Origin of the sequence: Streptomyces sp. NPDC020379 (assembly GCF_044387105.1) — a bacterium.
Classification (GTDB): Bacteria; Actinomycetota; Actinomycetes; order Streptomycetales; family Streptomycetaceae; genus Streptomyces.
Genome location: NZ_JBIRVR010000008.1, coordinates 169,798 through 196,111 on the forward strand (window position 1 = coordinate 169,798; position 26,314 = coordinate 196,111).

Below are 26,314 nucleotides of genomic sequence, written 5' to 3' on the forward strand. Positions count from 1 at the left end.
GGATTGCAGATTGGAATGAGGCTCCCCGGAGACTCCCAAAGCTGGAATGGGGTACGTCCATGCCCGCCCGCAGGAAATACCCGCCCGAGCTGAAGCAGGAGGCCATGCGCATGGTCCACGACCTGCGCCGGCGCAACGGCACGCCCTACGGCTCGGTCTCGGAGGTCTCCCGGGCGCTCGGCGTCGGCCGCGAGACGCTCCGCGCGTGGATACGCCAGGGCGAGGTCGACTCCGGGATCCGGCCGGGCAGGTCCACCTCGCACGCCCAGCGCATCGCGGCGCTGGAGAAGGAGCTCGCCGAGGTGAAGCGGGCCAACAAGATCCTGCTGGAGGCCGGGGGTTTTATCGCCCGGGAGCTCGACCCGCGCGCGGGACGCTGACCGCGTTCGTCGACCACCGCCGGGAGGAGTTCGGGGTCGAGCCGATCTGCCGCACCCTGGGGATCGCCCCGTCCACCTACTACGCGCACAGCGCCCGGCGCGCGGCGCGGAGGAAACGGCCACCGGCGGAGTCCGCACGGCCGCCCGGCTCCGTCAGGACCCTGGCCGTCGACTACACCCTGCTGGACACCCCGAGGGCCGGCAGCCCCTCCGGCACGCTCTACACGATCTTCGTGCTGGACCTCTCCTCGTCCGCCGTCCTCGCCTGGTGCATCAAGGAGGACATCCGCCCCGAGTTCGTCTTCGCCGCACTGGAGCTGGCCCTGGAGAACCCCTTCGGCCGGCGGCTCGGCGCGGGCGTCCCGCTCCGGGCGGAGATCCGCTGCACGCACCGGCTCCAGCGGACCGACGCGGTGCGCGCCGTCGCCACCGCCGGTGACGTCGCCCTGGAGCGCACGATGCACGCGCACAGCAGCGACTACCGGGAATTCCTGCGCCGGCACCAGGACGTGTACTCACCGGAGGCGGTGGCCGGGAAGACATGGGCGTGGGTCTCGCGGCACAACGACGAAGTGGCCAAGAGGCTGCTGGAAGCGGAGCGATCGCCGGACGGCTAGCGGCCCAGCACGCGGTCCTTCAGCGCCGGGAAGGACTCCCGCGTCCTCGCGACCTTCGCCATGTCCAGCTCCGCCGTGAGGACTTCCTCGGCCGGGCCCGCCTGGGCCAGCGTCTCGCCCCAGGGGTCCACGATCAGGCTGTGGCCGGCCTGGGGGACGCCCGCGTGGGTGCCCGCCGTGCCGCAGGCGAGGACGTACGACTGGTTCTCCACCGCCCTGGCGCGGGCCAGCAGCGTCCAGTGGTCGCGGCGGCGCTCCGGCCAGCCGGCCGGCACGACGAGGGTCTGGGCACCGGCGTCGACCAGCGCGCGGAAGAGCTCGGGGAAGCGCAGGTCGTAGCAGGTGGCCAGGCCCAGCGTGGTCTCCGGCAGGGGCACGGTGACGAGCTCCGTGCCCGCGCCCATCAGGACGGCCTCGCCCTGGTCGAAGCCGAAGCGGTGGATCTTGCGGTAGGTGCGGACGAGCTCGCCCTCGGGCGAGAAGACCAGGGAGGTGTTGAAGACCGTGCCGGACTCCGCCAGTTCGGCGATCGAACCGGCGTGCAGCCAGACACGCGCGTCGCGCGCGGCGTCGGCCATCGCACGCGCGGTGGGTCCGTCCAGGGCCTCGGCGCCGGTGGCGAAGGACTCGTAGGCGAAGGCGCCGACGTGCCACAGTTCGGGCAGCACCACGAGGTCACTGCCCCGCTGTTCGCGTACGAGCCCCGCCACGCGCGAGCGCCGCGCGCCGGCCGGCTCCGCGTCGGAGACGTCCACCTGGATCAACGAGACGCGCACGGTACCACCAATCTCAGCGTCCGAAACCACTGCCAGCCTGCCCGTGCGCAGCGTAACTTAACTGCTGAACACCCGAAGAGCACTTGCCCCGCAGCCGACGCAGCCCGAGCAGCCAATCCGCGCACGCACCGCCCGAGGGATTCCGTGACCGTCCACCCCAGTCTTCAGCCCGTCATCGACGCCTGGACCCACTCCATCGAAGCGATCCACGAGTTGGTGAGACCGCTTGCCGAGAGCGACTGGAACAGGCCCACCGAGTGCCCCGGGTGGTCGGTGCGCGATGTGGTCTCCCACGTCATCGGCGTGGAAACCGAATTCCTGGGCGAACCACGGCCGATCCACACGCTGCCGCGCGATCTCTACCACGTCACCGACGAATTCTCGCGCTATATCGAGGTGCAGGTCGACGTGCGGCGCTGTCACACCGCCCTGGAGATGACCTCCGAGCTGGACCTCGTCATCCTGCGGCGCTGCCGGCAGCTGCGGAACGAGCACCGGGGGCCGCAGACGCCGGTGCGCTGGCCGCTGGGTTCGGGCAACGACCAGCCGCTCGAACGCGCCCTGACCGTACGGGCCTTCGACGTGTGGACGCACGAGCAGGACCTGCGGCGCGCGCTCGGGATGCCCGGCAACCTCGACTCGCCTGCCGCGGCCCTCAGCCGTGACTTCCTGCTGGCCGCGCTGCCGAAGGTCGTCGCCAAGGACGCCGCCGCCCCGCCGGGCTCGGCGGTGGTCTTCGATGTGCACGGCCCGCTGGAGTTCCTGCGGACCGTGCGGGTCGACGCCCAGGGCCGGGGGAAGATCGACAGCAGTGTGTCGCTCGGCCCCACGGTGACCCTGGGCATGGACTGGGAGACGTACGCCCGGCTGGCGTGCGGGCGCCTGAGGCCGGACGCGGCGGCGGACCTCGTCAAGGTCGAGGGCGAGCCGCGCCTGGCCCGGGCGATCCTGCGGGAGTTCTCGATCACCCCGTGAGCCGCCCCGTGACCGGGACGTGCACCGTCGCCACCCTCGACGCCACGATCCGCTCCTCCTCACGGCGCTGCGCGGGCGTCCGCAGGCGCAGGATCTGGGACAGCCCCAGCGCCTCCAGGACGAAGACGGAGCAGAACGCGACCCGGTAGTTCTGGCCGGTCGCGTCCAGCAGGAGGCCGACGGCGAGCAGGGTGGTGATCGAGGCGACGAAGCCGCCCATGTTGACGATGCCGGAGGCGGTGCCCTGGCGCTCGGGCGGGTTCGCCGGGCGCGCGAAGTCGAAGCCGATCATCGAGGCGGGGCCACAGGCGCCGAGGACGACGCACTCCACGATCAGCAGCCACATGGGCGCGTGCGCGGGCCAGACGGCGACCGTCGCCCACAGCAGGGCGGTCGCCGCGACCGTGCCGAGGGCGAGCGGCAGCCGGGCGGCGTGGTGGCGGCCGATGATCTGCCCGTAGACGAGCCCGACGGCCATGTTCGACAGCACGACGAGGGTGAGCAGCAGCCCGGCGGTGCCGCGGGAGCGGCCTTGTGCCTCGACCAGGAACGGCATGCCCCACAGCAGCAGGAAGACCATCGCGGGGAACTGCGTGGTGAAGTGCACCCACATGCCCAGCCGGGTGCCGGGTTCGCGCCAGGCCCGCTGGACCTGCTGCCGTACGAATCCCTTGCCGGCGCGCGGGGCGGCGACCGGTTCGTGGCCCTCGGGGTGGTCCTTGAGGAAGACCAGCAGCAGGACGAGGACGAGCACTCCGGCGGACGCGCTGCCCGCGAAGGTCCTGGTCCAGCCCTCGCTGTGCAGCAGGCGGGCGAGGACGACGGTGGAGACGAGATTGCCCGCCATCCCGAACAGCGCGGCGATCTGCGCGATCATCGGGCCGCGGCGGGCGGGGAACCAGCGGGCGCCGAGCCGCAGCACGCTGATGAACGTCATGGCGTCACCGCAGCCGAGCAGGGCGCGGCTGGCCAGGGCCGTGCCGTAGGAGTGGGAGAGCGCGAAGGCGAGCTGTCCCGCGGTGAAGAGGACGACGCCGAGGCCGAGCACCTTCTTCGTGCCCAGTCGGTCGACCATCAGGCCGACGGGTATCTGCATGCCCGCGTAAACGAGCAGTTGGAGTATGGAGAAGGTGGACAGCGCGGAGGCGTTGATGTGGAAGCGCTCCGCGGCGTCGATCCCGGCCACGCCGAGGCTCGTGCGGAAGATGATCGCGACGAAGTAGACACCGACGCCGAGGCCCCAGATCGCGACGGCCCGCCGGTCGCCCGGCGGGTCGCCGGGCAGCGCGGCGGCCGGCCGGCTCATCGGACGTCTCCCTGCGCGAGGTTGCGCACCCAGCTGACGTGCTGGTCGACGACGTCGACCGCGGCGCGGGCGTCTCCCGCGCGCAGGGCCTCGAGGATCTCGCTGTGCTCGGCGTGGTTCTTGGCGATGCGGTCGGGGTGGGCGTGCATGACGGCCACGCCCATCCGCAACTGCCGGTCGCGGAGCTGGTCGTAGAGGCGGGAGAGGATCTCGTTGCCCGCGTTGCGGACGATCTCGGCGTGGAAGGCGCGGTCGCTGACGGAGACGGCGGCCAGATCGCCCGCGGCCGCCTGCCGCCGCATGTCGTCGAGGAGCTCCTCCAGGCGGGTGATGAGGCGCTCGGGGGCGGGGACGGCCTTGGCCGCGGCGTACTTCTCGACGAGCAGGCGGGTCTCGACGACGTCCGCGATCTCCTGCGCGGACACGGCGAGCACCAGCGCGCCCTTCTTCGGATAGAGCTTGATCAGCCCTTCCGCCTCCAGCCGCAGCAGCGCTTCCCGCACGGGCGTCCGGGACACCCCGACCGCCTCGGCCAGGTCTCCTTCGGTGAGCAGCGTCCCGCCTTCGTAGCGACGGTGGAGTACGGCTTCTTTGATGTGGACGTAGACGCGGTCGGCGGCCGGGGGCCGCTTGGTGGGGAGGGGCAGGTCGGCGGGGGGAGCGGTCGGCATGCGCACAGCTTAGATACAACACGTATGCGCGACGAGGGGGCGTCCGCGATCCGGACGAGGAGGGTGTCTACGGGCGTCCAGGCGACGGGACGGACGGGGTGAAACGGGGACGGTCAGGGCGGCCAGGGGCCTAGACGCCCGGCCAGCCGTCCAGCGGCGTGATGAAGACGAAGCGGAGGTCCGGGCGCTGTATCGGCAGCAGCACGTGCGTCGTCACGCGGACCTCCGCGTGCCCGTGGTACGGCAGCCGCAGCCGGAAGACGTGGCCGTCGCGGTGCTCGACGACGTCGTGTTCCTCGGCCCAGATCCGCCGGCAGTCCGCGTCCGCGTCGAGGATGTCCTCGACGAGCCCCCGCAGTTCCGCGTTGGCCGGATCGCTGTTGGCGGCGACGCGCAGCATCGCCAGATAGGTGCGCGCGCAGCTGTCCTCCCAGTCGAGCATCTGCTCGCGCGCCTCGGGGGCGAGCAGGGCCCACCGCATGAGATTCGCCCCGGGGCGCAGGGCCCAGGGAAACCACTCGCCCATGAGGGAATTCGTGGCGACGACATTCCAGGCGACGTCGGAGAGATATGCGGGATAGGAAACCTGCTGTTCCAGCAGCGCTTTGACGCCGTTGGGCAATTCTCCGTGGTCACGGGGGAGTTCGGGCGGGCGGCGGCCGCAGACGGCGAGGAAGAGGGTGAGCGTCTCGGCGTCGCTCAGCCGCAGGGCCTGGGCCACGCGCAGCAGGAAGCTCTCCGAGAAGTCCTGGCGGCGCCCTGCCTCCAGCGCGCGGTACCACCCCTCGCTCACCCCGGTCAGCCTGGCCACATGGGCCTGGGAAAGGCGCTTGCCGGGGGGCGGGACGACGCCGCGGAGCTCGCTGACGGAGCGGGCGTCGACGCGCGCCCGCCAGGCCCGGAGAAGCCGGCTGATGGATTCGCCGTCCACCCGGTCGACGCCTTCCACAGGCCCTCCAAATCCGACACTGCAAGTGTTGGTCAATGTTAGGTAATTTGCCCAGCACGGGCTATTCCACCCCCTGCCAGGGTGGTGACCCGAGGCCGCTCCGTAGCAGGACAGAGGGCCCGGACGCTGCTCTCTCCGCACTGGAGGGGGGTGAGGAGAGAAGCGGCCGGGCCCTCTGTCTATCCGCTTTTCAACGGTTTTCTTTTCAACCGCTTTTGCCCGGGGCGGCCTCTTCTCCATCGGCCGCCCGGCCGGAAATCAGCCCCAGGTGATGAGGCGCTGCGGGTTCTCCAGCACGGCCGCGATGTCGGCGAGCACCCTCGAGCCGAGCTCGCCGTCGACCAGGCGGTGGTCGAAGGACAGCGCCAGGGTCGTCACATGACGCGGCTTGACCTTGCCCTTGTGGACCCACGGCTGGAGCTTGATCGCGCCGAAGGCCAGGATCGCGGCCTCGCCCGGGTTGAGGATGGGCGTGCCGGTGTCGATGCCGAAGACGCCGACGTTGGTGATGGTGACCGTGCCGCCGGACATCGCGGCCGGAGCGGTCTTCCCCTCCCGCGCCGTGGAGACCAGCTCGCTCAGGGCCGCCGACAGCTCGGGCAGGGTCTTGGCGTCCGCGTCCTTGATGTTCGGCACGATCAGGCCGCGCGGCGTGGCGGCCGCGATGCCCAGATTCACGTAGTGCTTGCGGACGATCTCCTGGTTGTCCTCGTCCCAGGCCGCGTTGACGTCCGGGTTCCGCTTGATCGCCACGAGCAGTGCCTTGGCGACCAGCAGCAGCGGGTTGACCCGCAGCCCGGCCATGTCCGGGTCGTCCTTGAGCTTCTGCACGAGCTTCATCGTGCGGGTGACGTCGACGGTGACGAACTCCGTGACGTGCGGCGCGGTGAAGGCGCTCGCGACCATCGCCTGGGCGGTGGCCTTGCGGACGCCCTTGACCGGGACCCGCGTCTCGCGGGCACCGGCGGCCTGGGCCCGCGCGACCTCCGTGACCGCCGCCGGCTCCTCCGCGGCCGGGGCGGGCGCGGTGCGCGCGGTGGCGGCGGCGTGCACGTCTTCCCGGGTGACGACGCCGTCGGCCCCGGTCGGGACGACGGCCGCCAGATCGATGCCGAGGTCCTTGGCGAGCTTGCGTACGGGCGGCTTGGCCAGCGGGCGGCCCGTGGAGGCGGCCTGGGCGGCCGGCCCGGGCGCTATGGGCGCGGGGGCCGCGGGCGCCGCCGCCGGGGCCGTGGCGGCGGCCGTGTGGCCGTTCAGCTCCGCCTGCACGGCGGCCGTCACCGAGGACGGCTGCGCGGCGGCCTTGCGCGGCCGGCGCTTGGTGGACGACGGCGCGGCGCCGTACCCCACGAGCACGGCCTGGCGCTCCGGCGCGGCCGGGGCCTCCGGCTCGGCGGGGGCGGCGGCGGGCGCGGCGGTCTCCTCCGCCACCGGACCGGAGCCCGGGGCGGTGTCGACGGCGATGATCACCTGGCCGACGTCGACCGTCGTGCCCTCGGGGAAGCGCAGCTCGTGCACCACTCCGTCGAAGGGGATGGGCAGTTCGACGGCGGCCTTGGCGGTCTCCACCTCACAGACCACCTGGCCGTCGGAGACGGTGTCCCCGACGTTCACGTACCACTTGAGGATCTCGGCCTCCGTGAGCCCCTCGCCCACGTCGGGCATCTTGAACTCGCGGAAACGCTGGCCATTGGCGGTGCTTGCAGTCATGGTCACGACTCTCCTCGAACCCCTCAGTACGCCAGCGCGCGGTCGACGGCGTCGAGCACCCGGTCCAGTCCCGGAAGGTACTCGTCCTCCAGCCGGGACGGCGGGTACGGCGCGTGATATCCGCCGACCCGGAGCACCGGCGCCTCCAGGTGGTAGAAGCAGCGCTCGGTGATCCGCGCGGCGATCTCCGCGCCCGTGCCCAGGAAGACCGGTGCCTCGTGCACGACGACCAGCCGGCGGGTCCTCTCGACGGACGCCTGGATCCCGTCGAAGTCGATGGGCGACATCGACCGGAGGTCCAGGACCTCCAGGGACCTGCCCTCCTCGGCGGCCGCCGAGGCGGCCTCCAGACAGGTCTTCACCATAGGGCCGTAGGCGGCGAGGGTGAGGTCCGTGCCGGAGCGGACGGTGCGCGCGGTGTGCAGCGGCCCGGGGATCGCCTCGGTGTCGACCTCGGACTTGTCGTGGTAGCGGCGCTTGGGCTCGAAGTAGATGACCGGGTCGTCGCTCTGGATGGCCTGCTGGAGCATCCAGTAGGCGTCGGAGGCGTTCGACGGGGAGACCACCTTCAGGCCCGCCACGTGCGCGAAGAGCGCCTCCGGCGACTCGCTGTGGTGCTCCACCGCGCCGATCGCGCCGCCGTAGGGAATGCGGATGACGACCGGCAGCTTGATCTTGCCGAGCGCGCGGGCGTGCATCTTGGCGAGCTGGGTGACGATCTGGTCGTACGCGGGGAAGACGAAACCGTCGAACTGGATCTCCACGACCGGGCGGTAGCCGCGCAGGGCCAGGCCGATCGCGGTGCCCACGATGCCGGACTCGGCGAGCGGGGTGTCGATGACCCGGTCCTCCCCGAAGTCCTTCTGCAGGCCGTCGGTGACGCGGAAGACGCCGCCGAGCTTGCCGACGTCCTCGCCCATGACCAGGACCTTGGGGTCGGACTCCAGGGCGGCGCGCAGGGAGGCGTTGATCGCCTTGACGATGGAGAGCTTCTCGGCGGACATCAGTGGCTCTCCTCGGCGAACGAAGCCTGGTAGGCGGCGAACTGGGCGCGCTCCTCGTCGACCAGCGCGTGGCCGTCGGCGTAGATGTTCTCGAAGATCGCCATGTTGTCGGGGTCCGGCATCGTCCGGACGACGTCGCGCACCCGCTTGGCGAGCGCGTCGGACTCGGTCTCCAGGGCGGCGAAGAACGCCTCGTCGGCGTGGCCCTCGCGGTCCAGGTAGGTCCGCAGGCGCAGGATCGGGTCCTTCGCCTCCCACAGTTCGCGCTCCTCGTCCCGGCGGTACTTCGTCGGGTCGTCGGAGGTGGTGTGGGCGCCCATGCGGTACGTGAACGCCTCGACCAGCGTGGGTCCCTGGCCCGTGCGGGCGCGCTCCAGGGCGGCCTTGGTGACGGCGAGGACGGCGAGGACGTCGTTGCCGTCGACCCGCACGCCCGGGAAGCCGTAGCCCTGCGCGCGCTGGTAGAGCGGGACGCGGGTCTGCTTCTCGGTGGGCTCGGAGATGGCCCACTGGTTGTTCTGGCAGAAGAAGACGACCGGGGCGTTGTAGACGGCCGAGAAGGTGAACGCCTCCGCCACGTCGCCCTGGCTGGACGCGCCGTCGCCGAAGTAGGCGATCACGGCGGAGTCCACGCCGTCCTTGGCCACCCCCATGGCGTAACCGGTCGCGTGCAGTGCCTGCGAGCCGATGACGATCGTGTAGAGGTGGAAATTGTTCTCGTTGGGGTCCCAGCCGCCGTGGTTCACACCGCGGAACATGCCGAGCAGGTTCGTGGGATCGACCCCGCGGCACCAGGCGACGCCGTGCTCGCGGTAGGTCGGGAAGACGTAGTCGTCCGGCCGGGTGGCCCGGCCGGAACCGATCTGGGCGGCCTCCTGGCCGAGCAGCGAGGCCCACAGGCCCAGTTCGCCCTGGCGCTGAAGGGTGGTCGCCTCGGCGTCGAACCGCCGGGTCAGCACCATGTCCCGGTACAGGCCGCGCAGTTCCTCGGGCGTCAGGTCGATGGAGTAGTCGGGGTGCTCGACCCGCTCGCCCTCCGGCGTCAGCAGCTGTACGAGCTCGGGCTCGCCGGCCCGCGCGGCGCTCGCCTTGGCGCCGGCGCGCTTGCTGCTGCCCCGGCGCGGCTTGCGCGCGGCAGTGCTGTCCACAGTCACGTGTGCTCCTCCGTCTGTCCGGCCCCCGGGGTCGCCGGCGGCCGGAAGGGGTCCCCCGCCGCGAGGCAGGGAAATGCTCGCCCGGTCCCCGACGGCACACGGGGTGGGTGTGCCGAGGCCGGAACCGGGCGTGACAGGCGCCCCGGCGAATGGCCTGCAATAAGCACGTTACCCAGAAGGCCGCATTCCCGCGAAACCCCGCCTGACCTGCAATTTTGCTTGGATTTCCAAGTAAATCGAGAAAGCGGGACAACGCTCCTGGTCACGTCCTTGTGAGCACAGCCCTGCGGACTGCCGGAACGACCGCACGTTATCCCGGAGGACAAGAGCAGGGGAAGAGTTGGTGTGTGAGACTGTGACTGTGCCCGAACAAGGAAAAATCACGGTATTTCTGCTCGATGACCATGAAGTGGTCCGCCGCGGGGTGCACGAGATGCTCTCCGTGGAGGAGGACATCGAGGTCGTGGGCGAGGCCGGTACGGCCGCGGACGCCTTGGTGCGCATTCCCGCGACCCGGCCGGATGTCGCCGTTCTGGACGTTCGCCTTCCGGATGGCAGCGGAGTGGAAGTCTGCCGGGAAATCCGTTCTCAGGACCAGAACATCAAATGTCTGATGCTCACCTCCTTCGCGGATGACGAGGCACTCTTCGACGCCATCATGGCGGGCGCGTCCGGTTACGTACTGAAAGCGATCCGTGGCAATGAGCTCCTCTCGGCCGTACGGGACGTGGCGGCGGGGAAATCCCTGCTCGATCCCGTGGCGACCGCGCGGGTGCTGGAGCGGCTGCGCGACGGCAAGGACCCCAAGGGCGACGACCGGATGGCGAGCCTGACCGACCAGGAGCGCCGCATCCTCGACCTGATCGGCGAGGGGATGACCAACCGCGCCATCGGCGAGCGGCTGCACCTGGCCGAGAAGACCATCAAGAACTACGTCTCCAGCCTGCTGTCCAAGCTGGGCATGGAGCGGCGTTCCCAGGCGGCCGCCTATGTGGCCCGCATGCAGGCCCAGAAGCACTGAAACCGCCGGTTTTCCCCTTTCGGGACCAACGTCCCCGGCCCCAGGGCCGGGTGCCCCTACGGGCGGGCGGCACCACCGGGCACAGTGGTGCCATGCTCACCGCGCCTCCCGGGCCCCATGACGACTACGACGAATACCGCGCGCTCGAACTGCTCGCCGGCCTCCCCTACGGCAGGCTGTCCGTGAGCATGCGCGCGCTGCCCTTCGTCACCGTGGCCCGGCACATCGTGTCCGGCCGCTCGGTCGTGCTGCGGATGCACGCGGGCTTCGGCTACGCGCAGGCGTGCGACGGCAATGTCGTCGCGTACGGCGCCGACAACCTCAGCACCCGCCGCGAGGGCGACGAGGACGTCCGGACCGTGCAATTCGTGGGCACCGCGCGGCTCTTCACGCCGTCACCCGCCGAGCTGGAGCTCTTCGGCCGGGCGCCGCGCACCGCGGACGACGCGCCCTTCGTGCCCGAATACCTGTGCATCGAACCGCAGTTCATCACGCTGCACCGCCTCGAAGGCGTCCCCGCGCGACAGGTCGCGCACTTCGCCTGATCTAACATTTGGAGCGTGCCGCGCTCACTTGTCTCCCCGCTCGTCGCCACCACTGTTCACAGCGGAACCGGCGGGGACGGCGGACTTCAGGCACCGGGCAGCGGCACGCTGCACGCCCTGCTCCGGCGGTACGGCGACGCCGGCACGCCCCTGGCCTGCGTCCCGCTGGCCGAGGGCCTGCTCAACCGCGGTTACCGCCTCACCACCACGCGCGGGGCCTTCTTCCTCAAGCACCACCTCGACGGCGACCACGCGGCCATCGCCCGCCAGCACAGCGTCACCCTGCGGCTGGCCGCCCTGGGCCTGCCCGTCGCCCCGCCGGTCGCCGACGCCGACGGCTCCACCGTGACCGTCCTCGACGGCCGCTGCTACGCCCTGCACCCCTGGGTCGAGGGCCGCCACCACGGCGGCGGCGAGCTGACCCGCGCCCAGTCCCGCCGCCTCGGCACGCTCCTGGGCCAGGTGCACACCTGCCTGGCGCAGGTCTGCCCGCAGGAGACCTCCGCGTCACCGGGAGCCCCCGAGGAGGGCCCTGGGAGGCCCCCTGCGGGCCCGGGAGAGCCCGAGCGGGATCCTGGGGCCCCGCGGGTCTTCGAGGGGCCCCAGGGGGCGGGCCAGGACGCCGCGGCGGACCCCCAGGACACCTACGCCCTCATCGAGGAGCTCCTGGTGCTCGTACGGCGCCGCCCCCGCGACTCCTTCGACGAGCTCGCCGAGCACCGGCTCGTCGAGCGCCGCGCCCTGCTGGAGCGGCACGCGCACCGCCGCCCCGCCGCCGCACCCGCCCGCGGGTGGGTGCACGGCGACTTCCACCCGCTCAACCTCCTCTACCGGGGCGGCGAGCCCGCGGCGATCATCGACTGGGACCGCCTGGGCGTCCAGCCCCGCGCCGAGGAGGCCGTACGGGCCGCGGTGATCTTCTTCCTGCGGCCCGACGGCACGCTGGACCTGGCGAAAATACGCCCCTACGCGCGCGCGTACCGACGCGCGTGCGGCGCCGGTACGGCCGAACTGGCCGCGGCCGTGCACCGCGTGTGGTGGGAGCGGCTCAACGACTTCTGGATGCTGCGCTGGCGCTATCAGCTGGGCGACCATCGCGCCGACCCCGGCTTCCCCGCGTCCGCGGCGCTGTCCGTGTGGTGGACGCGGGCGTACGGCTCCGTGCGCGACGCCTTCACGGACTGAGCCCGCCTCCCGGTGCGGGAGACGGGCTCAGGGCCGTGCGTCGTGCGGTCAGCCGCCCAGGCCGCCCTGGAGGGTGTTGCCGGTGGTCGTACCCGGCGGCGTCGGGTGCTCGGTCGGCGGCTTCGGGTCGTCCGTCGGCGGCTTGTTCGTCGGGTCGGTGGGACCCGTCGGACCGGTCGTGCCACCGTCCGTCGGATTGTCCGTCGGCCCCTTCGAGTGGTGGCCCCGCGACGGCACGGTGGACGGCTCGTCGTTGCCGCCGCCCGTCTGGTCGGTGTCCCGGCTGTGGCCGCCGGGGTACTCCCCGCCGGTCTGCGGGCTGCGCGGCCGCTCGCTGGGCGACTCCGCCGTGGACGGCGTGCCGGGTGACGACGGGCCGGTCGAGGTCTTGTCGGTCGTCTTGTGGTTGTCGGCGCCGGTGGACTTGGTCTGGTTCAGCGCGTAGACCACGCCCACCGCGATGGCGAGCACCGCGAGCACGGCGACCAGCACCATCTTGCCCTTGCCACCACCGCGGTTGTCGCGGCCCCGGCCGCCGTGGCCGCCGTTGTAGCCGTCGAAGCCGCCGTCGTCGCCGTGGCGGGACGGGATGAGCGGCTGCTGCGAGGTGTCCCCGTGCGGCGGGTGCGGCATGGCGGTGGTGCCCGCCATGCCGCCGCCCATGCCGAGGGCCTGCGTGGCGGCGGTGGCGTGCGCGACCGGTCCGGTGTCCCAGGAGCCCGTGTGGGCACCCGCGTCGTGCAGCATCTGGAGCGCGTACTGCACCAGCCCGCGCATCTCCTCCGCGCTCTGGAACCGGTCGTCCGGATCCTTCGCGAGGGAGCGCATGACCAGCCCGTCGAGCTCCGGCGGCACGCTGCCGAGGACCTGCGAGGGCGGCACGGGGTTGTCCTGGACGTGCTGATAGACCACCGACAGCGGGGTCTCACCGGTGAACGGCGGGCGGAGCGCCAGCAGTTCGTACAGCAGACAGCCGGTGGCGTAGAGGTCCGAGCGCGCGTCGACCGTCTTGCCGAGCGCCTGCTCGGGCGAGAGGTACTGCGGGGTGCCCATGACCATGCCGGTCTGCGTCATGGTGGACGCCGCGCCGTGCAGGGCGCGGGCGATGCCGAAGTCCATGACCTTGACGGCGCCGTTGTTGGTGATGATCACATTGGCGGGCTTGATGTCGCGGTGCACGATGCCGTGCTGGTGGCTGTAGGCCAGCGCCTCGAGCACGCCCGAGACGATGATCAGCGCCTGCTCCGGCGGCGGGGCCTCGGCGTTCAGCAACAGGTCGCGGATGGTGCGGCCTTCAACCAACTCCATGACGATGTACGGCACGACGTTGCGGCCGACCGTGTCCTCGCCGGAGTCGTAGACCGCGACCACCGCGTGGTGGTTGAGCCCGGCCACGGACTGTGCCTCGCGGGTGAAGCGCGCCTTGGAGACCGGGTCCTCGGCGAGGTCGGCGCGGAGCAGCTTCACCGCGACCGTGCGGCCGAGACGTACGTCCTCGGCGGCGAACACCTCCGCCATGCCACCGCGCCCGAGCCGGTGGGTCAGGCGGTAGCGGCCGTCGCCGACCAGTCCGCCGTTACCCCACATTTCAGGCACATCGGGCATACCGCCCCCGTTGGCGTCAGGGTCCGGTGGACCCTGGGCGCTCTGCGTCTGTGCCATCAGTCCTCGCCGTCGTGTCTGGCCGCTGCGCGTGGGAGGCGCTGCGCGGGGAAAACGGTCTTCCGCTAAGGCACGCTACAGGCTCCAGGCCGCGCGCCGGTCCGGGATGGACGCGCTATCAAACCTGTACGGGCCTGAGCAAGGCAAATCCCGTGACGGCTTGTCGCTCATCCCGTCACGGAACGGGCACGCGGCTTGACGTGCCCGCGCCCTCGGGCAGACTTGGCCGAGATATATCGACGGACCGGCCCGATCCGGACCAGTACAGCAGGCAGTGCGCCCAAGGGGGAAGTGGAACGATGAGCCAGGACGGCGCACAAGGCCGCTATGCGGGCCGTTCGGTCGGCGGTGGCCGGTATCAGCTCCGCGACCTCCTCGGTGAGGGCGGCATGGCCTCCGTGCACCTGGCCTACGACAGCGTGCTGGACCGCCAGGTCGCCATCAAGACCCTCCACACGGAGCTCGGGCGCGAGGCGTCCTTCCGTGAGCGCTTCCGGCGCGAGGCGCAGGCCGTCGCCAAGCTCACACACACCAACATCGTCTCGGTATTCGACACGGGCGAGGACGACCTGGACGGGTCGACCATGCCGTACATCGTCATGGAGTACGTCGAGGGCCAGCCGCTGCGCTCCGTGCTCGACTCGGACGTCCGGCAGTACGGCGCTATGCCCACCGAGAAGGCGCTGAAGATCACCGCCGATGTGCTGGCCGCCCTTGAGGTCAGCCACGAGATGGGGCTGGTCCACCGCGACATCAAGCCCGGCAACGTGATGATGACCAAGCGCAACGTGGTCAAGGTCATGGACTTCGGCATCGCGCGGGCCATGCAGTCCGGCGTCACCTCCATGACGCAGACCGGCATGGTCGTGGGCACCCCGCAGTACCTCTCGCCCGAGCAGGCGCTCGGCCGCGGCGTGGACGCCCGCTCCGACCTCTATTCGGTCGGCATCATGCTCTTCGAGCTGCTGACCGGGCGGCTGCCCTTCGACGCGGACTCCCCGCTGGCCATCGCGTACGCGCACGTCCAGGAGGAGCCGGTCGCGCCGTCCACGATCAACCGCTCGATCCCGCCGGCCGTCGACGCGCTCGTCGCCCGCGCGCTGAAGAAGAACCCGAACGAGCGCTTCCCGAGCGCCGAGTCCATGCGCGACGAGTGCGCGCGTGTGGTGGGCACCGCCCGGTCCGCGGCCTCGCCGGTGATCGTCGCGGGCGGCGCCGCGCCCCGCAGCGGCGCGGGCGTGGGCTCCGCGGTCTTCCCGCCGGTCGACCAGCAGGCGCAGGTGCCGGGCCCGCACGGCGTCCAGATGCCGTACCAGCCGCCCGCCCAGAGCGCGTACAACGGCGGCTACGGCCCTTCCACGCCCCCGCCGGGCCCTTCGGGCTACCCGGCCCCCGCCCAGTCCTTCCAGGGCGGCCCGAGCGGCCCCGGGACCCCTCCGCCGTACGCGACACCCGCTCCGATGCCGGGCAGCGGCGGCGGCAAGAGCAACAAGCCGGTGCTGATCGGCTCCGCCGTGGTCGCGGTGCTCGCGGTCATCGGTGTGATCGCGGCGATCTCGCTGAACGGCGGCGGCGGTGGCTCCGGCAACCAGGCGAAGGAGTCCCAGTCGGCCGCCCCGGTGGCCGGCTCCGGCGGCGGGTCCGCCGGGGGAGCCACCTCGGGCGGCGACACCGCCAGCACGAAGTCGCAGCACAAAGAGGGCGACAAGACGAAGACCATCGACAAGCAGAAGTGCACCAACGCCTACGACTACTTCAACGACAAGACGAAGAAGACGGCGCCCAACTTCAGCTACTTCTACGTCGACTCGGTCAAGGCGTGCCTGCAGGCGGCGGGCTGGAAGTACCGCGTCGACGTGCAGCCCGAGAACACCTGGGGCAAGGGGACGGTGCTCAGCCAGACCCCCAAGGAGGGCGACCCCTTCGACCCGAAGTCGCCGAGCGACGAGTTCGTGCTGACCGTGTCGACAGGCGACCCGGCCTCGTAGGGGCCTGACCGCGGCGGACGCGCGTGTGCCCGGTACGTCCTCGGGGGACGTACCGGGCACACGCGCGTCCGTGCCGCCGACGGACTAGAGATACGGGCCGGAGCGCGCGCCGCCGTGCTGGTGGCCGCCCTCCTCGTCGTCCCCCAGGATGCCGGGCGGGAGAGCCCGCCGCATCTGCTCCAACTGCGCCCGCGCCGCCATCTGCTGGGCGAACAGCGTGGTCTGGATGCCGTGGAAGAGCCCCTCCAGCCAGCCGACCAACTGTGCCTGCGCGATCCGCAGTTCGGCCTCGGTGGGGATCGTCTCGTCGGTGAAGGGGAGCGACAGCCGCTCCAGCTCCTCCACCAGCTCGGGCGCGAGGCCGTCCTCCAACTCCCTGACGGAGCTGTGGTGGATCTCCTTGAGGCGCACGCGGCTCGCCTCGTCCAGAGGAGCGGCCCGGACCTCCTCCAGCAATTGCTTGATCATGCTGCCGATGCGCATGACCTTGGCAGGCTGTTCCACCATCTCCGTCACCGGGACCTCGCGCGACTCGTCGTCACCCTCCCCGACACCGGGGCTGGCGCTGCCGAGAGCCATGCCGTCCGGACCCACGACCAGGACCTGCGGGCTCTCTTGCGACCGTTCGTTCCTCGGCATATCCATGCCGCCATTCTCTCGCACAGGTGATTTCCCCCTGTTGATGCCCCCGTACACGCCTGATCCACCGTGCCACACACCCCGCCGCGCGCCCCATTTCCACTCCGCGCGCCGTTGGTCTTTCGCACGCGCCGGCGGTGGTCCTTCGTACGCGTGGGCCGGATCGGCGCGCGCACGGTCGAGAGGAGGCGCGCGGCCCGCCCTCTGCCCAGGCCACACCCTCACCCGGCTCGCCGCAACCGCAGCGCGATGAAGCCAAGGCCCAGGCCGGTGAGCATCATCCCGGTCCCCAGCGGCAGTACGCGCATGACGCGGTCCCCGTACGCGGCCTGCTCGCCGCCTCGCCCGTCCGCTCCGGAACCCCGCCCGTCGTCCGGCACCGGACGCGGACCCGGGTGCCGCGGCCGCGCCGCGTCCGCCCGTCCGCGCGTCCGCTGTGTCGCGGACGGGGACTCACCGGGCACGGGTTCACCGGACGCCGTCTCGTCGTCCGCCTCGGATTCCGCGTCGTCCGGCTCCTCCGAAGGGGCCGGTTCGGTGGCCCGCCCCGGGTGCGTACGCCCCTCACCGGCGGCGTTTCCCGCGAGCCGGCCGTCACCGCCCGGAGGGGCGGGCGTGGGGCCGGGCGGAAGGGCGAACGGTGGTGAGGGCACGAGGTCCGCCCTGCTGTGCCGCCCGTTCGCGGGCGCCTTGGGCGGCGGTGCTCCGGCCACGCCGCGCGGTGCGCGTCCGGCGGCCGGTGGCACGGCCGACGCGGCGAGCGGCGGGGAGGGGAAGGAGGCGGGTGAAGCGGAGGAAGCAGTCGCGGGTGAGGCGAAGGGGCGTACGGGTGGTGCCGGGGCGGGGCGCCCGGCACCCTGCGCGCCGGGCGCGGTCGCCATCAGCGCTGCCATGACCACCGCCGCCGAGGCGGCGCGGGAGGCCGCCCGTATTCCACCGTTCACGCCGCCGCCCTCCGCCCGAGCCGCCGCCCCCACGCCAACAGCCCCACCCTCACACGCACTCCGCCGTCCGGCGCGGGCGAGGGGCCAAGCGGGTGACGGGCGGCGACGGTGGGTGGCTGACGGGGACGGCGACGGTGGGTGGCTGACGGGGGGCGGCTCGGGCGGCCGCGGCTCATGCGCGAACGGCATGTTTGACCGGGCTCTCCCGCTTAATGCCGACGGCTCACGCGTCAGGTGGTCAGCAGCACCTTCCCGACGTGCGTGCTCTCCTCCAGGACGCGGTGGGCCTCCGCGGCCTCCCGGAGCGGCAACGTCCGGTCGACCACGGGCCGTACGCGTCCTCCGGCGATCAGCGGCCAGACGTGTTCGCGCACGGCCGCCACGATCGTCGCCTTCTCCGCGAGCGGACGGCCCCGCAGCGAGGTGCCCATCACGGCGGCCCGCTTGGTGAGCAGCGCGCCGATGTCCAACTCGGCCTTGCGGCCGGCCTGGAGGCCGATGATGACGAGCCGTCCGTTGACGGCGAGGGCGTCCACATTGCGCGCGAGGTACTTCGCGCCGACGATGTCGAGGATGACGTCCGCGCCGGCGCCTCCGGTGACCTTGCCGAGCTCCTCGACGAAGTCCTGCTCGCGGTAGTCGATGAGGATGTCCGCACCCAGCTCCCGGCAGCGTTCCAGCTTGTCCCGGCTGCCCGCCGTGACGGCGACGCGCGCGCCGACGGCCTTCGCCAGCTGCACGGCCATCGTCCCGATGCCGCTGCCGCCGCCGTGGACGAGCAGGGTCTCACCGGGGCGCAGGTGCGCGACCATGAAGACGTTGGACCAGACGGTGGCCGTCACCTCGGGCAGACCGGCCGCGGTGACCAGGTCCATGCCCTCGGGCACCGGCAGCAACTGACCGGCCGGCACACAGACCTTCTCGGCGTACCCGCCGCCCGCGAGCAGCGCGCAGACCTCGTCGCCGACCGCCCATCCGCTCACCCCGGGGCCGAGCGCGGCGATCCGGCCGGAACACTCCAGGCCGGGGTAGGGGGAGGCGCCGGGCGGCGGGTCGTAGAAACCCTGTCGCTGCACGACGTCGGCGCGGTTGACGGCGCTGGCCACGACATCGACCAGGACCTCTCCGCTGCCGGGAACGGGATCGGGGACCTCGGCCCAGACGAGGGCCTCCGGCCCGCCGGGCTGGGGGATGGTGATCGCATGCATGCTCGCGAGGCTACTCCCGGGTCCCCCCGCCGATCCCGGAACATGGGACGCATGGCAACAAACCCGCGGCGCCCGGACTCCCGGAAGGCGCCCACCCGGCTCTCGCTCTTCCGCTCGCTCTGGCACCGCACCCGCGGTGAGGCCGAGGACGACGCGGAGGCCGGGCGCTCCATCGTGATGCCCGTCCAGAACGTGGCGGCTCCGCTGCGGCAGGTGCTGCGCCGGCTGATCATGGCGCTGCTGGTGCTCGGCGTCACGACGCTGCTGGTCTACGCCGACCGCGAGGGCTACCACGACAACGCGGACGGCGCCGTCGGCTTCCTGGACTCCGCCTATTACGCGACCGTCACCCTCTCGACGACGGGCTACGGCGACATCACACCCGTGAGCGACGGGGCGCGGCTGACGAATATCTTCGTGGTCACGCCGTTGCGCGTGTTGTTCCTGATCATTCTGGTCGGTACGACCCTGGAAGTCTTGACCGAACGGACGCGCCAGCAAGTGCGCATCCACCGCTGGAGGTCGCGGATGCGAGATCACACCGTCGTCGTCGGATACGGCACCAAGGGCCGCCACGCGATCGAGACCCTGATCGGGCAGGGCAAGCCGAAGGACAAGATCGTGGTGGTCGACCCGCAGAAGAAGGTCGTGGACGCGGCGTCCAGCGACGGCCTGGTGGGCGTCCTGGGCGACGCGACCCGCTCCGACACCCTGCAGCGCGCCGAGCTGCCACGGGCCGCGCAGGTCGTGATCTGCACCGAGCGGGACGACACGGCGGCCCTGGTGACCCTGACGGCACGCCAGCTCAACAAGCAGGCCACGATCGTGGTGGCCGTCCGGGAGGACGAGAACGTGCCGCTGCTGCGGCAGAGCGGCGCCAACACGGTGGTGACCAGTTCCAGCTCGGCGGGCCGGCTGCTCGGCATGTCGATGGTGAGCCCGAACGTCGGCACGGTCCTGGAGGACCTCCTGACGTACGGCAACGGCCTGGACGTCGTCGAGCGCCCGGTCACCAAGCGCGAGGCCGGCCACTCGCCGCGCGACTGCGAGGACTTGGTGGTGGCGGTCGTGCGCGGCCACCGGCTCCTGCCCTTCACCGACCCGGAAGCGGCGACGCTCCACCTCGCCGACCGGGTGATCACCATCCAGACGGCGGGTGTGAGCGAGGCGGGCTGAGCCTCCGTCAGGCCCCCGCCGGTGCCGCCCAGGGGAGGCCCAGCAGGCTCACCGCGTCGCCGGGTGCCGCGCCCCCGGGCGGGACGACGGCCAGCGCGTCCGCCGCCGCGAGACCGCGCAGCATGGCGGGTCCGTGGAAGGCCAGGGGCCGTACGCGGTCACCGGGCAGCCGCAGCACCGGCATCAGACGGGTGTCCGTGGGGTGCCCCTGCGCGGCCTCGGCCAGCGCCGCCCGGGTGCGGGCCGGCGCGGGGCTGCCGGAGAGCGTGCGCAGCAGCGGCTCCGCGAGGGTCAGCAGACCCGCGACGGCGGCCAGCGGGTTGCCCGGGAGGCCGACCAGGTGCCGGCCGGGGGCGAGCCGGGCCAGCAGCATGGGGTGGCCGGGCCGTACAGCGACGCCGTCGACCAGGAGCTCGGCGCCGACACGGCGCAGGGTGGGGTGCACGTGGTCGACGGGCCCGGCGGCCGTGCCGCCCGTGGTGAGCACCAGATCGGCGTCCGAGGAGGTGAAGGCGTCGTGCAGGACGTCCGCGTCATCACCGAGGCGCCGGGTCGCGATCACCTCGGTGCCGAGCGCGGCGAGCCAGGGGCCGAGCATGGGCCCCAGGGCGTCCCGGATCCGGCCGCCCTGGGGCAGGCCCTCCCGGAGCAGTTCGTCGCCGAGCACGAGGATCTCGACGCGGGGCCGCCTGGTGACGCGCAGCCGGTCGTAGCCCGCGGCGGCGGCCAGGCCCGCCACGGCCGGGCTGACGGTGGTGCCCTCGGGCAGCAGGTGATCGCCGTGGCGGCACTCCTGGCCGCGGGGGCGGATGTCCTGTCCGTGCGTGACGCGGCGGGTGGCGTGCAGTTCGCCCTGGCCGGTCACCTCGCCGTGCTCGCTGCGCAGGACCGCGGTGGCACCCGGGGGGACGCGGGCGCCGGTGGCGATGCGGACGGCGTGTCCGTCGCGGAGCGGCGTGGCACCGGAATGATCGGATCCGGCCAGGACGCCGCCGGCGGCCTGGGGTGATGGCAGCCGCCAGGGGCCGGGGCCGGAGACCGCCCAGCCGTCCATGGCCGAGGTGTCGAAGGACGGGAGGTCGGTGAGGGCGTCCAGGGGTTCCGCCAGCACCTGCCCCAGGGCTTCGCCGAGGGGCCGTTCCTCGGCGGGCAGCGCCTCGGCCGCCCGCGCGGCGGTCAGGTGGGCGCGTGGCCAGGGCGTGGCGGAGTGGGACCGCGGGGGCAGGTCAGCCATGGGGATGCCGGATGGGGAGTGGGACGACGGGTGGGTCGGTTCGCCGGAGTGCCCGGACTGTTCGCCGGAGTTTCCGGACGCGGGAGCGGAGGCGCGCTCCGAGGCGGGCACGGCCCGGGGAGCGGGCTCGGGGGAAGGGGCGGAAGCGGAAGAGCCGGGAGAGCCGGGCGCGGGAGGGCGAGAAGCAGAGGAGGCTGTCTCACCGAAGGGGTCGTCGGCGAACAGGAACTCGTAAGCCCGTGCCGGGGAGCTGTTGCCGCGCACCCCGTCCGTGGAAGTGCTGGCGCGACCACCACCGACCACGCCACTTCCTATCGGCATCTCTCCGAAGGGGAAATATGCGGTGGGAGTTTCGTGGTCGTGCACGCTCGCGGCCGGTGACCCGGCAGGGCCGTCGTCGTGGCCGTCGGTACGTCGGTCACGGGCGAACAACGCCAGCGCCTCCGCGGCGGCCCGGTCGAGCGCGGAATCCGCTTCCTTGTCGGTCATTCCGACTCTTCGGCCTTGTCATCGGACCGAGGGTTCCTGTCGCCGGAGCCGTGTCCCTGACCGGCGGCGGGCTTGCCCGGCGCCATCGCGGGCCGCCCGGCCGGCGCGGCCCCTCCAGGGCCCTCCGCCTCCTCGGCGGCCCAGCGCCGGGCCAGCGCGCCGGCCTTGCGCGTGAGTTCGGCGACGGCCTCGGGGCCTCCGCCCCGCTGCGCGGCCGCGTAACCGACCAGGAAGGTCGTCAGGGGCGCGGCGGGGCGGGCCACGCCGTGCGCGGCGTCGCGCGCGAGATCCAGAAGGGCGACCGTGTCGACATCGAGATCGATGCCGAGCTCGGCCTTGGCAGCGGTGATCCATTCATCCAGCACCCACCCATCGTCCCTGATGCGCGCGCGGGCGGCGGCGACGTCCTCCCAGGTGTCACAGTCGAACGAGGCGTCCGGGTGCGGAAGGCGGCCGAGCGACAGCTCAGCGGTGAGCAGCCGCAGCGGGAGCCCGGACAGCGAGCCGTACTCGGCGGCGAGCAGTGCCAGTTCACGGCGGAGCGACTCCGTGCGGTAGGCCGCGACCAGCGGCTGGTCACGGCCGCCGGGGTCGGCGAGCAGGACGCCTTCCACCGCGGCGCCCCCATGGGCGACCTCGCGGAGCAGCGCCCGTACCGTCTCGGCACGCAGGAACGGCAGGTCGGCGGAGAGCACGAGCGTGGTGGCGGCGGCCGTGTGCCGGAGCCCCGCTTCGAGCGCGGCGAGCGGCCCGCCGCCGGGAGGCTGCTCGCGCGCCCACCGCACGGCCCGTACGGTCGGACGGCGCGGCCCCACGACGACGGTGTCACCGGCGTCGGCGCACGCGCTCAGGACCCGGTCGAGCAGCGTGCGACCGCCCACACTCAGAGCGGGCTTGTCCGCACCGCCCAGTCGGCCGGCCGCACCCCCGGCAAGCACTACGGCGTCATAAGCAGTCACCCGTCGAGTATGGCCGCTCGCGCACCGCCGTCCGCTGTCCTCCCCTCACAGGGAGCGCAGCAGCACCGCCGGGCGCTCGACGCAGTCGGCCACGTACCGCAGGAACCCGCCCGCCGTGCCTCCGTCGCAGACCCGGTGGTCGAAGGTGAGGGACAGCTGCACCACCTGCCGTACTGCCAGCTCGCCCTCCCGCACCCAGGGCTTCGGCGCTATCCGGCCCACACCGAGCATCGCGGCCTCCGGGTAGTTGATGATCGGCGTGGAGCCGTCGACTCCGAACACCCCGTAGTTGTTCAGCGTGAACGTGCCTCCGGTCAGCTCGGCCGGGCTGAGCGTGCCCGTCCGCGCCGCTTCGGTGAGCCGGGCCATCTCCGCCGACAGCGCGACGGCGTTACGGGTGTGGGCCTCCCGCACGACGGGGACGACGAGCCCGCGGTCCGTCTGCGCGGCGAAGCCGAGGTGCACGCCCGGCAGCCGCACGATCTCCTGGGCCTCGGTGTCCACGGTGGCGTTCAGCTCGGGGAACTCCGCCAGCGCCGAGGTGCAGATCCGGCCCAGCAGGGCGAGCAGCGAGACCTTGGGCGCGTCGCCCGCGTTCATCGTCCGGCGGGCGGCGAGCAGTTCGGTGGCGTCGGCGTCCACCCAGCAGGTGGCGTCCGGGATCTCCCGGCGGCTCCTGCCGAGCTTCTCCGCGACCGCGCCGCGCACTCCGCGCAGCGGTATGCGCAGCGCCTCGGGTTGCGGGGATGCCGTATCCGCACTCCGGAGGGCCGCCTCCCGCCCGTCCCGCCGCTCTGCCGCCGCCCGTTCGACATCGGCGCGCAGGATCAGGCCCTCGGGGCCGCTGCCGCGCACCTGGGCGAGGTCGAGTCCGCGCTCCCGCGCGATCCTCCGGACGAGCGGGGAGATCACCGCCCTGGCCACCGGCGCGGTCCTCCCGGGCACCTCGGGTGCCGCGTCCCCTGTCGCCCTCTGCCGGTCGCCGACCGGTGCCCGGAGCCGGCGCCGCCGGGCCGCGGGAGCCTGGGTGCCATAGCCGACCAGCACGTTTCCCGAGCCTTCCGGCGCGCTGCTCCCGGCTCCCCCGGTGTGCCCGTCGCCTTCCGGCCTCACCGGCACCGGCTCGCCGACCGCCACCGTCAACAGCGGTGCCCCCACCGGGAGCTCGGCCCCCTCCTCCCCGAACCGGGCGGTCACTACGCCTCCGTAGGGGCACGGCACCTCGACCATGGCCTTGGCCGTCTCGACCTCCACCACGGGCTGGTCGACGGCGACCACGTCACCCACCTTCACCAGCCAGCGGACGACCTCCGCCTCGGTGAGCCCCTCGCCCAGGTCCGGCAGCCTGAATTCGCGCACCACGGCCATCAGCGCCCGCTCCTCTCGTGCCCCGCGGGCGTCCATTCCGACTCCCACTGCAGGCGCGCGACAGCGTCCAGCACCCGGTCCACGCCGGGCAGATGGTGCTGCTCCAGCATCGGCGGCGGGTAGGGGATGTCGAAGCCGGCGACGCGCAGCACCGGCGCCTCCAGGTGGTGGAAGCAGCGCTCCGTGACCCGTGCGGCGATCTCCCCTCCAGGACCGCCGAAACCTGCCGACTCGTGCACGACGACGGCCCTGCCGGTGCGCCGTACGGACGCGCAGACGGTCTCCTCGTCGAACGGCACCAGGGATCTCAGGTCGACGACCTCGAGGTCCCACCCCTCTTCGAGCGCCGCCTCGGCCGCCTCCATGCAAACCGGCAGGGACGGGCCGTAGGTGATGAGGGTCGCGGACGAGCCCGGGCGCCGGATAATCGCGCGTCCGATGCCGGGCACCGTCTCCGGGTGCGCGGCGTCCCAGTGGTCCTTCGCCCAGTAGAGCCGCTTGGGCTCCAGGAAGATCACGGGGTCGTCGGAGGCGATCGCGGCGCGCAGCAGTCCGTACGCGTCGGCGACCGTCGCCGGGGCGACGACATGGAGGCCCGGTGTGGCCATGTAATACGCCTCGGAGGAGTCGCTGTGGTGCTCGACCCCGCCGATCCCGCCGCCGTACGGCACCCGCACCGTGAGCGGCATCGGTACGGCCCCGCGCGTGCGGTTGCGCATCCGCGAGACGTGGCTGACCAGTTGCTCGAACGCGGGGTAGGCGAAGGCGTCGAACTGCATCTCCACCACGGGCCGCAGCCCGTACATGGCCATCCCGACCGCCGCCCCCAGGATGCCGGCCTCGGCCAGCGGGGTGTCCGTGCAGCGGTCCTCGCCGAATTCCTTGGCCAGCCCGTCGGTGACCCGGAAGACGCCTCCCAGGGTGCCCACGTCCTCGCCGAGGACATGGACGGACGGATCGTCGGCCATGGCGTCACGCAGCGCCCGGCCGAGCGCCTGCGCCATGGTGGCGGGCTTGTGGCCGGCCCTGACAGCCGCTGTGGTCATCACCGCGCCCCTTCCTGAGCGCCGGACTCCCCGGCGGCGGCGAGCTCGGCCCGCAACCGGTCGGCCTGCTCGCGCAGTTGGGCGGTCTGCTCGGCGTAGACATGGGTGAAGAGCTCCATCGGGTCCAGGACGGGGTCCTGGTTCATCCGGTCGCGCAGATCGGCGGCCAGTCGCTCAGCGGCCTCCCGCTCGGCCTCGATCGCGGCCGCGTCGATCAGTTTCCTGCTGGTCAACTCCCTTTCCAGCAGGTCGATCGGGTCGTGCGCGCGCCAGGTCTCGACCTCTGAGTCGGAGCGATAGCGCGTGGCGTCGTCCGCGTTCGTATGGGCGTCGACGCGATAGGTGACGGCCTCGACCAGCGTGGGGCCCGCGCCGCCGCGGGCACGGCGGACGGCCTCGGCGAGCACCTGGTGGACGGCCGCGACATCATTGCCGTCGACCAGCCGGCCGGGCATGCCGTAACCGACGGCCTTGTGCGCGAAGGAGGGTGCGGCGGTCTGCTTCGCCAGGGGCACCGAGATCGCGAAGCCGTTGTTCTGCACGAAGAAGACGACCGGGGCCTTCCAGACCGCGGCGAAGTTCAGGGCCTCGTGGAAGTCACCCTCGCTGGTGCCACCGTCACCGACCATGGCGAGCGCGACGACGTCGTCCCCCTTGAGGCGCGCGGCGTGCGCGAGCCCGACCGCGTGCGGCAGCTGGGTGGCCAGCGGGGTGCACAGGGGCGCCACCCTGTGCTCGTGCGGGTCGTATCCGGTGTGCCAGTCGCCGCGCAGCAGCGTCAGCGCCTGCACGGGGTCGATCCCGCGGACCACGGCCGCGAGGGTGTCGCGATAGCTGGGAAACAGCCAGTCCCGCTCCTCCAGGACGAGCCCCGCGGCGACCTGGCACGCCTCCTGCCCGGTGGAGGAGGGATACACCGCCAGCCGGCCCTGGCGGGTGAGCGCGGTGGCCTGGCCGTTGTACCGCCGGCCGCGCACCAGCTGGCCGTAGAGCCGCTTCAGCAGACCGGGATCCAGCCCGGCGGCTGCGGCGGTGCCCAGCAGGCGGTACGGCTCCGTGTCGGGCAGCAGCGGCGCGGGGTCGGTGCGGGGCTGCCAGGCAGGGGGCGGGACGGGCCGGTACGAGCCGGGCTGCTCCAGAACCGTCATGACGAGCACCTCCTTTTGGGCGGGCTTGACCGGCCGCACGGCTCAGCGCGCCGCACGCCCTCCCTACCGATTGTTCGGTCGTCGGCACGTTTTGGCTACAGGCGGCCCGACCCTGTGGACAAACGGTTCTCCACAACCTGAGATATGGACAGGACGTCCA

At 72.4% G+C, this 26,314-nt stretch carries 24 protein-coding genes and 1 other annotated feature; of the genes, 8 read left to right on the forward strand and 16 right to left on the reverse strand.

Features of this window, described 5'->3' with window-relative positions; translation table 11 throughout:
- The first annotated feature begins 59 nt into the window (after positions 1-59).
- Positions 60-380 (forward strand): transposase, encoded by a 321-nt coding sequence (locus ACH427_RS13515; protein ID WP_398869609.1) that lies wholly within the window; start codon positions 60-62, stop codon positions 378-380.
- Positions 338-451: a sequence feature (AL1L pseudoknot), on the forward strand. Its footprint overlaps the gene before it by 43 nt.
- A 162-nt stretch (positions 452-613) precedes the next feature.
- Positions 614-997 carry a hypothetical protein gene (locus ACH427_RS13520; RefSeq protein ID WP_398869610.1) on the forward strand — a complete coding sequence of 128 codons (384 nt, stop codon included), beginning with the start codon at positions 614-616 and terminating at the stop codon, positions 995-997.
- Here the strand turns inward: ACH427_RS13520 and ACH427_RS13525 are convergent.
- Positions 994-1,773 (reverse strand): carbon-nitrogen family hydrolase, encoded by a 780-nt coding sequence (locus ACH427_RS13525; RefSeq protein WP_398869611.1) that lies wholly within the window; start codon positions 1,771-1,773, stop codon positions 994-996. The genes ACH427_RS13520 and ACH427_RS13525 overlap by 4 nt on opposite strands.
- Positions 1,774-1,917: 144 nt before the next feature.
- Between ACH427_RS13525 and ACH427_RS13530 the strand changes: the two genes are divergently transcribed.
- Complete coding sequence (locus tag ACH427_RS13530) at positions 1,918-2,748, forward strand: maleylpyruvate isomerase family mycothiol-dependent enzyme (RefSeq protein ID WP_398869612.1); 831 nt, start codon at positions 1,918-1,920, stop codon at positions 2,746-2,748.
- On the opposite strand, the gene ACH427_RS13535 is transcribed toward ACH427_RS13530, so the two are convergent.
- The 6 genes from ACH427_RS13535 to pdhA (ACH427_RS13560) all read right to left on the reverse strand — a co-directional run bounded on the left by ACH427_RS13535 (position 2,738) and on the right by pdhA (ACH427_RS13560) (position 9,542).
- On the reverse strand, positions 2,738-4,054 hold the full coding sequence (locus ACH427_RS13535) for a nitrate/nitrite transporter (RefSeq protein ID WP_398869613.1): 1,317 nt from the start codon (positions 4,052-4,054) through the stop codon (positions 2,738-2,740). The two genes, ACH427_RS13530 and ACH427_RS13535, sit on opposite strands and share 11 nt — an antisense overlap.
- Positions 4,051-4,725: a GntR family transcriptional regulator gene (locus ACH427_RS13540; RefSeq protein WP_398869614.1), complete on the reverse strand. Its 675-nt coding sequence runs from the start codon at positions 4,723-4,725 to the stop codon at positions 4,051-4,053. Before ACH427_RS13540 ends, ACH427_RS13535 begins: the two co-directional genes overlap by 4 nt.
- Positions 4,726-4,855: 130 nt before the next feature.
- Positions 4,856-5,674 carry a helix-turn-helix transcriptional regulator gene (locus tag ACH427_RS13545; protein WP_398869615.1) on the reverse strand — a complete coding sequence of 273 codons (819 nt, stop codon included), beginning with the start codon at positions 5,672-5,674 and terminating at the stop codon, positions 4,856-4,858.
- A 258-nt stretch (positions 5,675-5,932) separates the two neighbouring features.
- Complete coding sequence (locus tag ACH427_RS13550) at positions 5,933-7,384, reverse strand: dihydrolipoamide acetyltransferase family protein (RefSeq protein WP_398869616.1); 1,452 nt, start codon at positions 7,382-7,384, stop codon at positions 5,933-5,935.
- A gap of 23 nt (positions 7,385-7,407) precedes the next feature.
- On the reverse strand, positions 7,408-8,388 hold the full coding sequence (locus tag ACH427_RS13555; protein WP_398869617.1) for an alpha-ketoacid dehydrogenase subunit beta: 981 nt from the start codon (positions 8,386-8,388) through the stop codon (positions 7,408-7,410).
- Positions 8,388-9,542 carry a pyruvate dehydrogenase (acetyl-transferring) E1 component subunit alpha gene (gene pdhA, locus ACH427_RS13560; RefSeq protein WP_398869618.1) on the reverse strand — a complete coding sequence of 385 codons (1,155 nt, stop codon included), beginning with the start codon at positions 9,540-9,542 and terminating at the stop codon, positions 8,388-8,390. The genes ACH427_RS13555 and pdhA (ACH427_RS13560) overlap by 1 nt, the downstream gene beginning before the upstream one ends.
- Before the next feature lie 361 nt (positions 9,543-9,903).
- On the opposite strand from pdhA (ACH427_RS13560), the gene ACH427_RS13565 reads away from it, so the two are divergent.
- The 3 genes from ACH427_RS13565 to ACH427_RS13575 all read left to right on the forward strand — a co-directional run bounded on the left by ACH427_RS13565 (position 9,904) and on the right by ACH427_RS13575 (position 12,293).
- Complete coding sequence (locus ACH427_RS13565; protein WP_398869619.1) at positions 9,904-10,563, forward strand: response regulator; 660 nt, start codon at positions 9,904-9,906, stop codon at positions 10,561-10,563.
- Positions 10,564-10,655: 92 nt separating this feature from the next.
- Positions 10,656-11,108, forward strand: a complete 453-nt coding sequence (locus ACH427_RS13570; RefSeq protein ID WP_398869620.1) for a pyridoxamine 5'-phosphate oxidase family protein — start codon at positions 10,656-10,658, stop codon at positions 11,106-11,108.
- A 108-nt stretch (positions 11,109-11,216) separates the two neighbouring features.
- Positions 11,217-12,293 (forward strand): phosphotransferase, encoded by a 1,077-nt coding sequence (locus ACH427_RS13575; protein ID WP_398869731.1) that lies wholly within the window; start codon positions 11,217-11,219, stop codon positions 12,291-12,293.
- Positions 12,294-12,341: 48 nt separating this feature from the next.
- Here the strand turns inward: ACH427_RS13575 and ACH427_RS13580 are convergent, their stop codons facing one another.
- Positions 12,342-13,955: a protein kinase gene (locus ACH427_RS13580; protein WP_398869621.1), complete on the reverse strand. Its 1,614-nt coding sequence runs from the start codon at positions 13,953-13,955 to the stop codon at positions 12,342-12,344.
- 299 nt (positions 13,956-14,254) lie between these two features.
- Between ACH427_RS13580 and ACH427_RS13585 the strand changes: the two genes are divergently transcribed.
- Positions 14,255-15,943, forward strand: a complete 1,689-nt coding sequence (locus tag ACH427_RS13585; RefSeq protein ID WP_398869623.1) for a protein kinase — start codon at positions 14,255-14,257, stop codon at positions 15,941-15,943.
- A gap of 84 nt (positions 15,944-16,027) precedes the next feature.
- Here ACH427_RS13585 and ACH427_RS13590 read toward each other — a convergent pair whose 3' ends face one another.
- From ACH427_RS13590 to ACH427_RS13600, 3 genes are all read right to left on the reverse strand, one after another.
- Positions 16,028-16,588, reverse strand: a complete 561-nt coding sequence (locus ACH427_RS13590) for a bacterial proteasome activator family protein (protein ID WP_398869625.1) — start codon at positions 16,586-16,588, stop codon at positions 16,028-16,030.
- A 215-nt stretch (positions 16,589-16,803) separates the two neighbouring features.
- The gene (locus ACH427_RS13595; RefSeq protein ID WP_398869626.1) at positions 16,804-17,526 is read right to left on the reverse strand and encodes a hypothetical protein; all 723 of its coding nucleotides are present in this window, start codon (positions 17,524-17,526) and stop codon (positions 16,804-16,806) included.
- Between the two features lie 230 nt (positions 17,527-17,756).
- The gene (locus tag ACH427_RS13600; protein ID WP_398869628.1) at positions 17,757-18,734 is read right to left on the reverse strand and encodes an NAD(P)H-quinone oxidoreductase; all 978 of its coding nucleotides are present in this window, start codon (positions 18,732-18,734) and stop codon (positions 17,757-17,759) included.
- Positions 18,735-18,785: 51 nt separating this feature from the next.
- Between ACH427_RS13600 and ACH427_RS13605 the strand changes: the two genes are divergently transcribed.
- Positions 18,786-19,910 carry a potassium channel family protein gene (locus ACH427_RS13605; protein ID WP_398869629.1) on the forward strand — a complete coding sequence of 375 codons (1,125 nt, stop codon included), beginning with the start codon at positions 18,786-18,788 and terminating at the stop codon, positions 19,908-19,910.
- A 7-nt stretch (positions 19,911-19,917) separates the two neighbouring features.
- Here the strand turns inward: ACH427_RS13605 and ACH427_RS13610 are convergent, their stop codons facing one another.
- The 5 genes from ACH427_RS13610 to pdhA (ACH427_RS13630) are packed head-to-tail and all read right to left on the reverse strand — an operon-like array spanning position 19,918 to position 26,154.
- Positions 19,918-21,633, reverse strand: a complete 1,716-nt coding sequence (locus tag ACH427_RS13610; protein WP_398869630.1) for a molybdopterin molybdotransferase MoeA — start codon at positions 21,631-21,633, stop codon at positions 19,918-19,920.
- On the reverse strand, positions 21,630-22,592 hold the full coding sequence (locus tag ACH427_RS13615) for an NTP transferase domain-containing protein (protein ID WP_398869631.1): 963 nt from the start codon (positions 22,590-22,592) through the stop codon (positions 21,630-21,632). The genes ACH427_RS13610 and ACH427_RS13615 overlap by 4 nt, the downstream gene beginning before the upstream one ends.
- A 45-nt stretch (positions 22,593-22,637) precedes the next feature.
- Positions 22,638-23,960, reverse strand: a complete 1,323-nt coding sequence (locus tag ACH427_RS13620; RefSeq protein WP_398869732.1) for a dihydrolipoamide acetyltransferase family protein — start codon at positions 23,958-23,960, stop codon at positions 22,638-22,640.
- Complete coding sequence (locus ACH427_RS13625) at positions 23,960-25,006, reverse strand: alpha-ketoacid dehydrogenase subunit beta (RefSeq protein WP_398869632.1); 1,047 nt, start codon at positions 25,004-25,006, stop codon at positions 23,960-23,962. Before ACH427_RS13625 ends, ACH427_RS13620 begins: the two co-directional genes overlap by 1 nt.
- Positions 25,006-26,154, reverse strand: coding sequence for a pyruvate dehydrogenase (acetyl-transferring) E1 component subunit alpha (pdhA, locus tag ACH427_RS13630; RefSeq protein ID WP_398869634.1), 1,149 nt, complete (start codon positions 26,152-26,154; stop codon positions 25,006-25,008). The genes ACH427_RS13625 and pdhA (ACH427_RS13630) overlap by 1 nt, the downstream gene beginning before the upstream one ends.
- Positions 26,155-26,314: the final 160 nt, after the last annotated feature.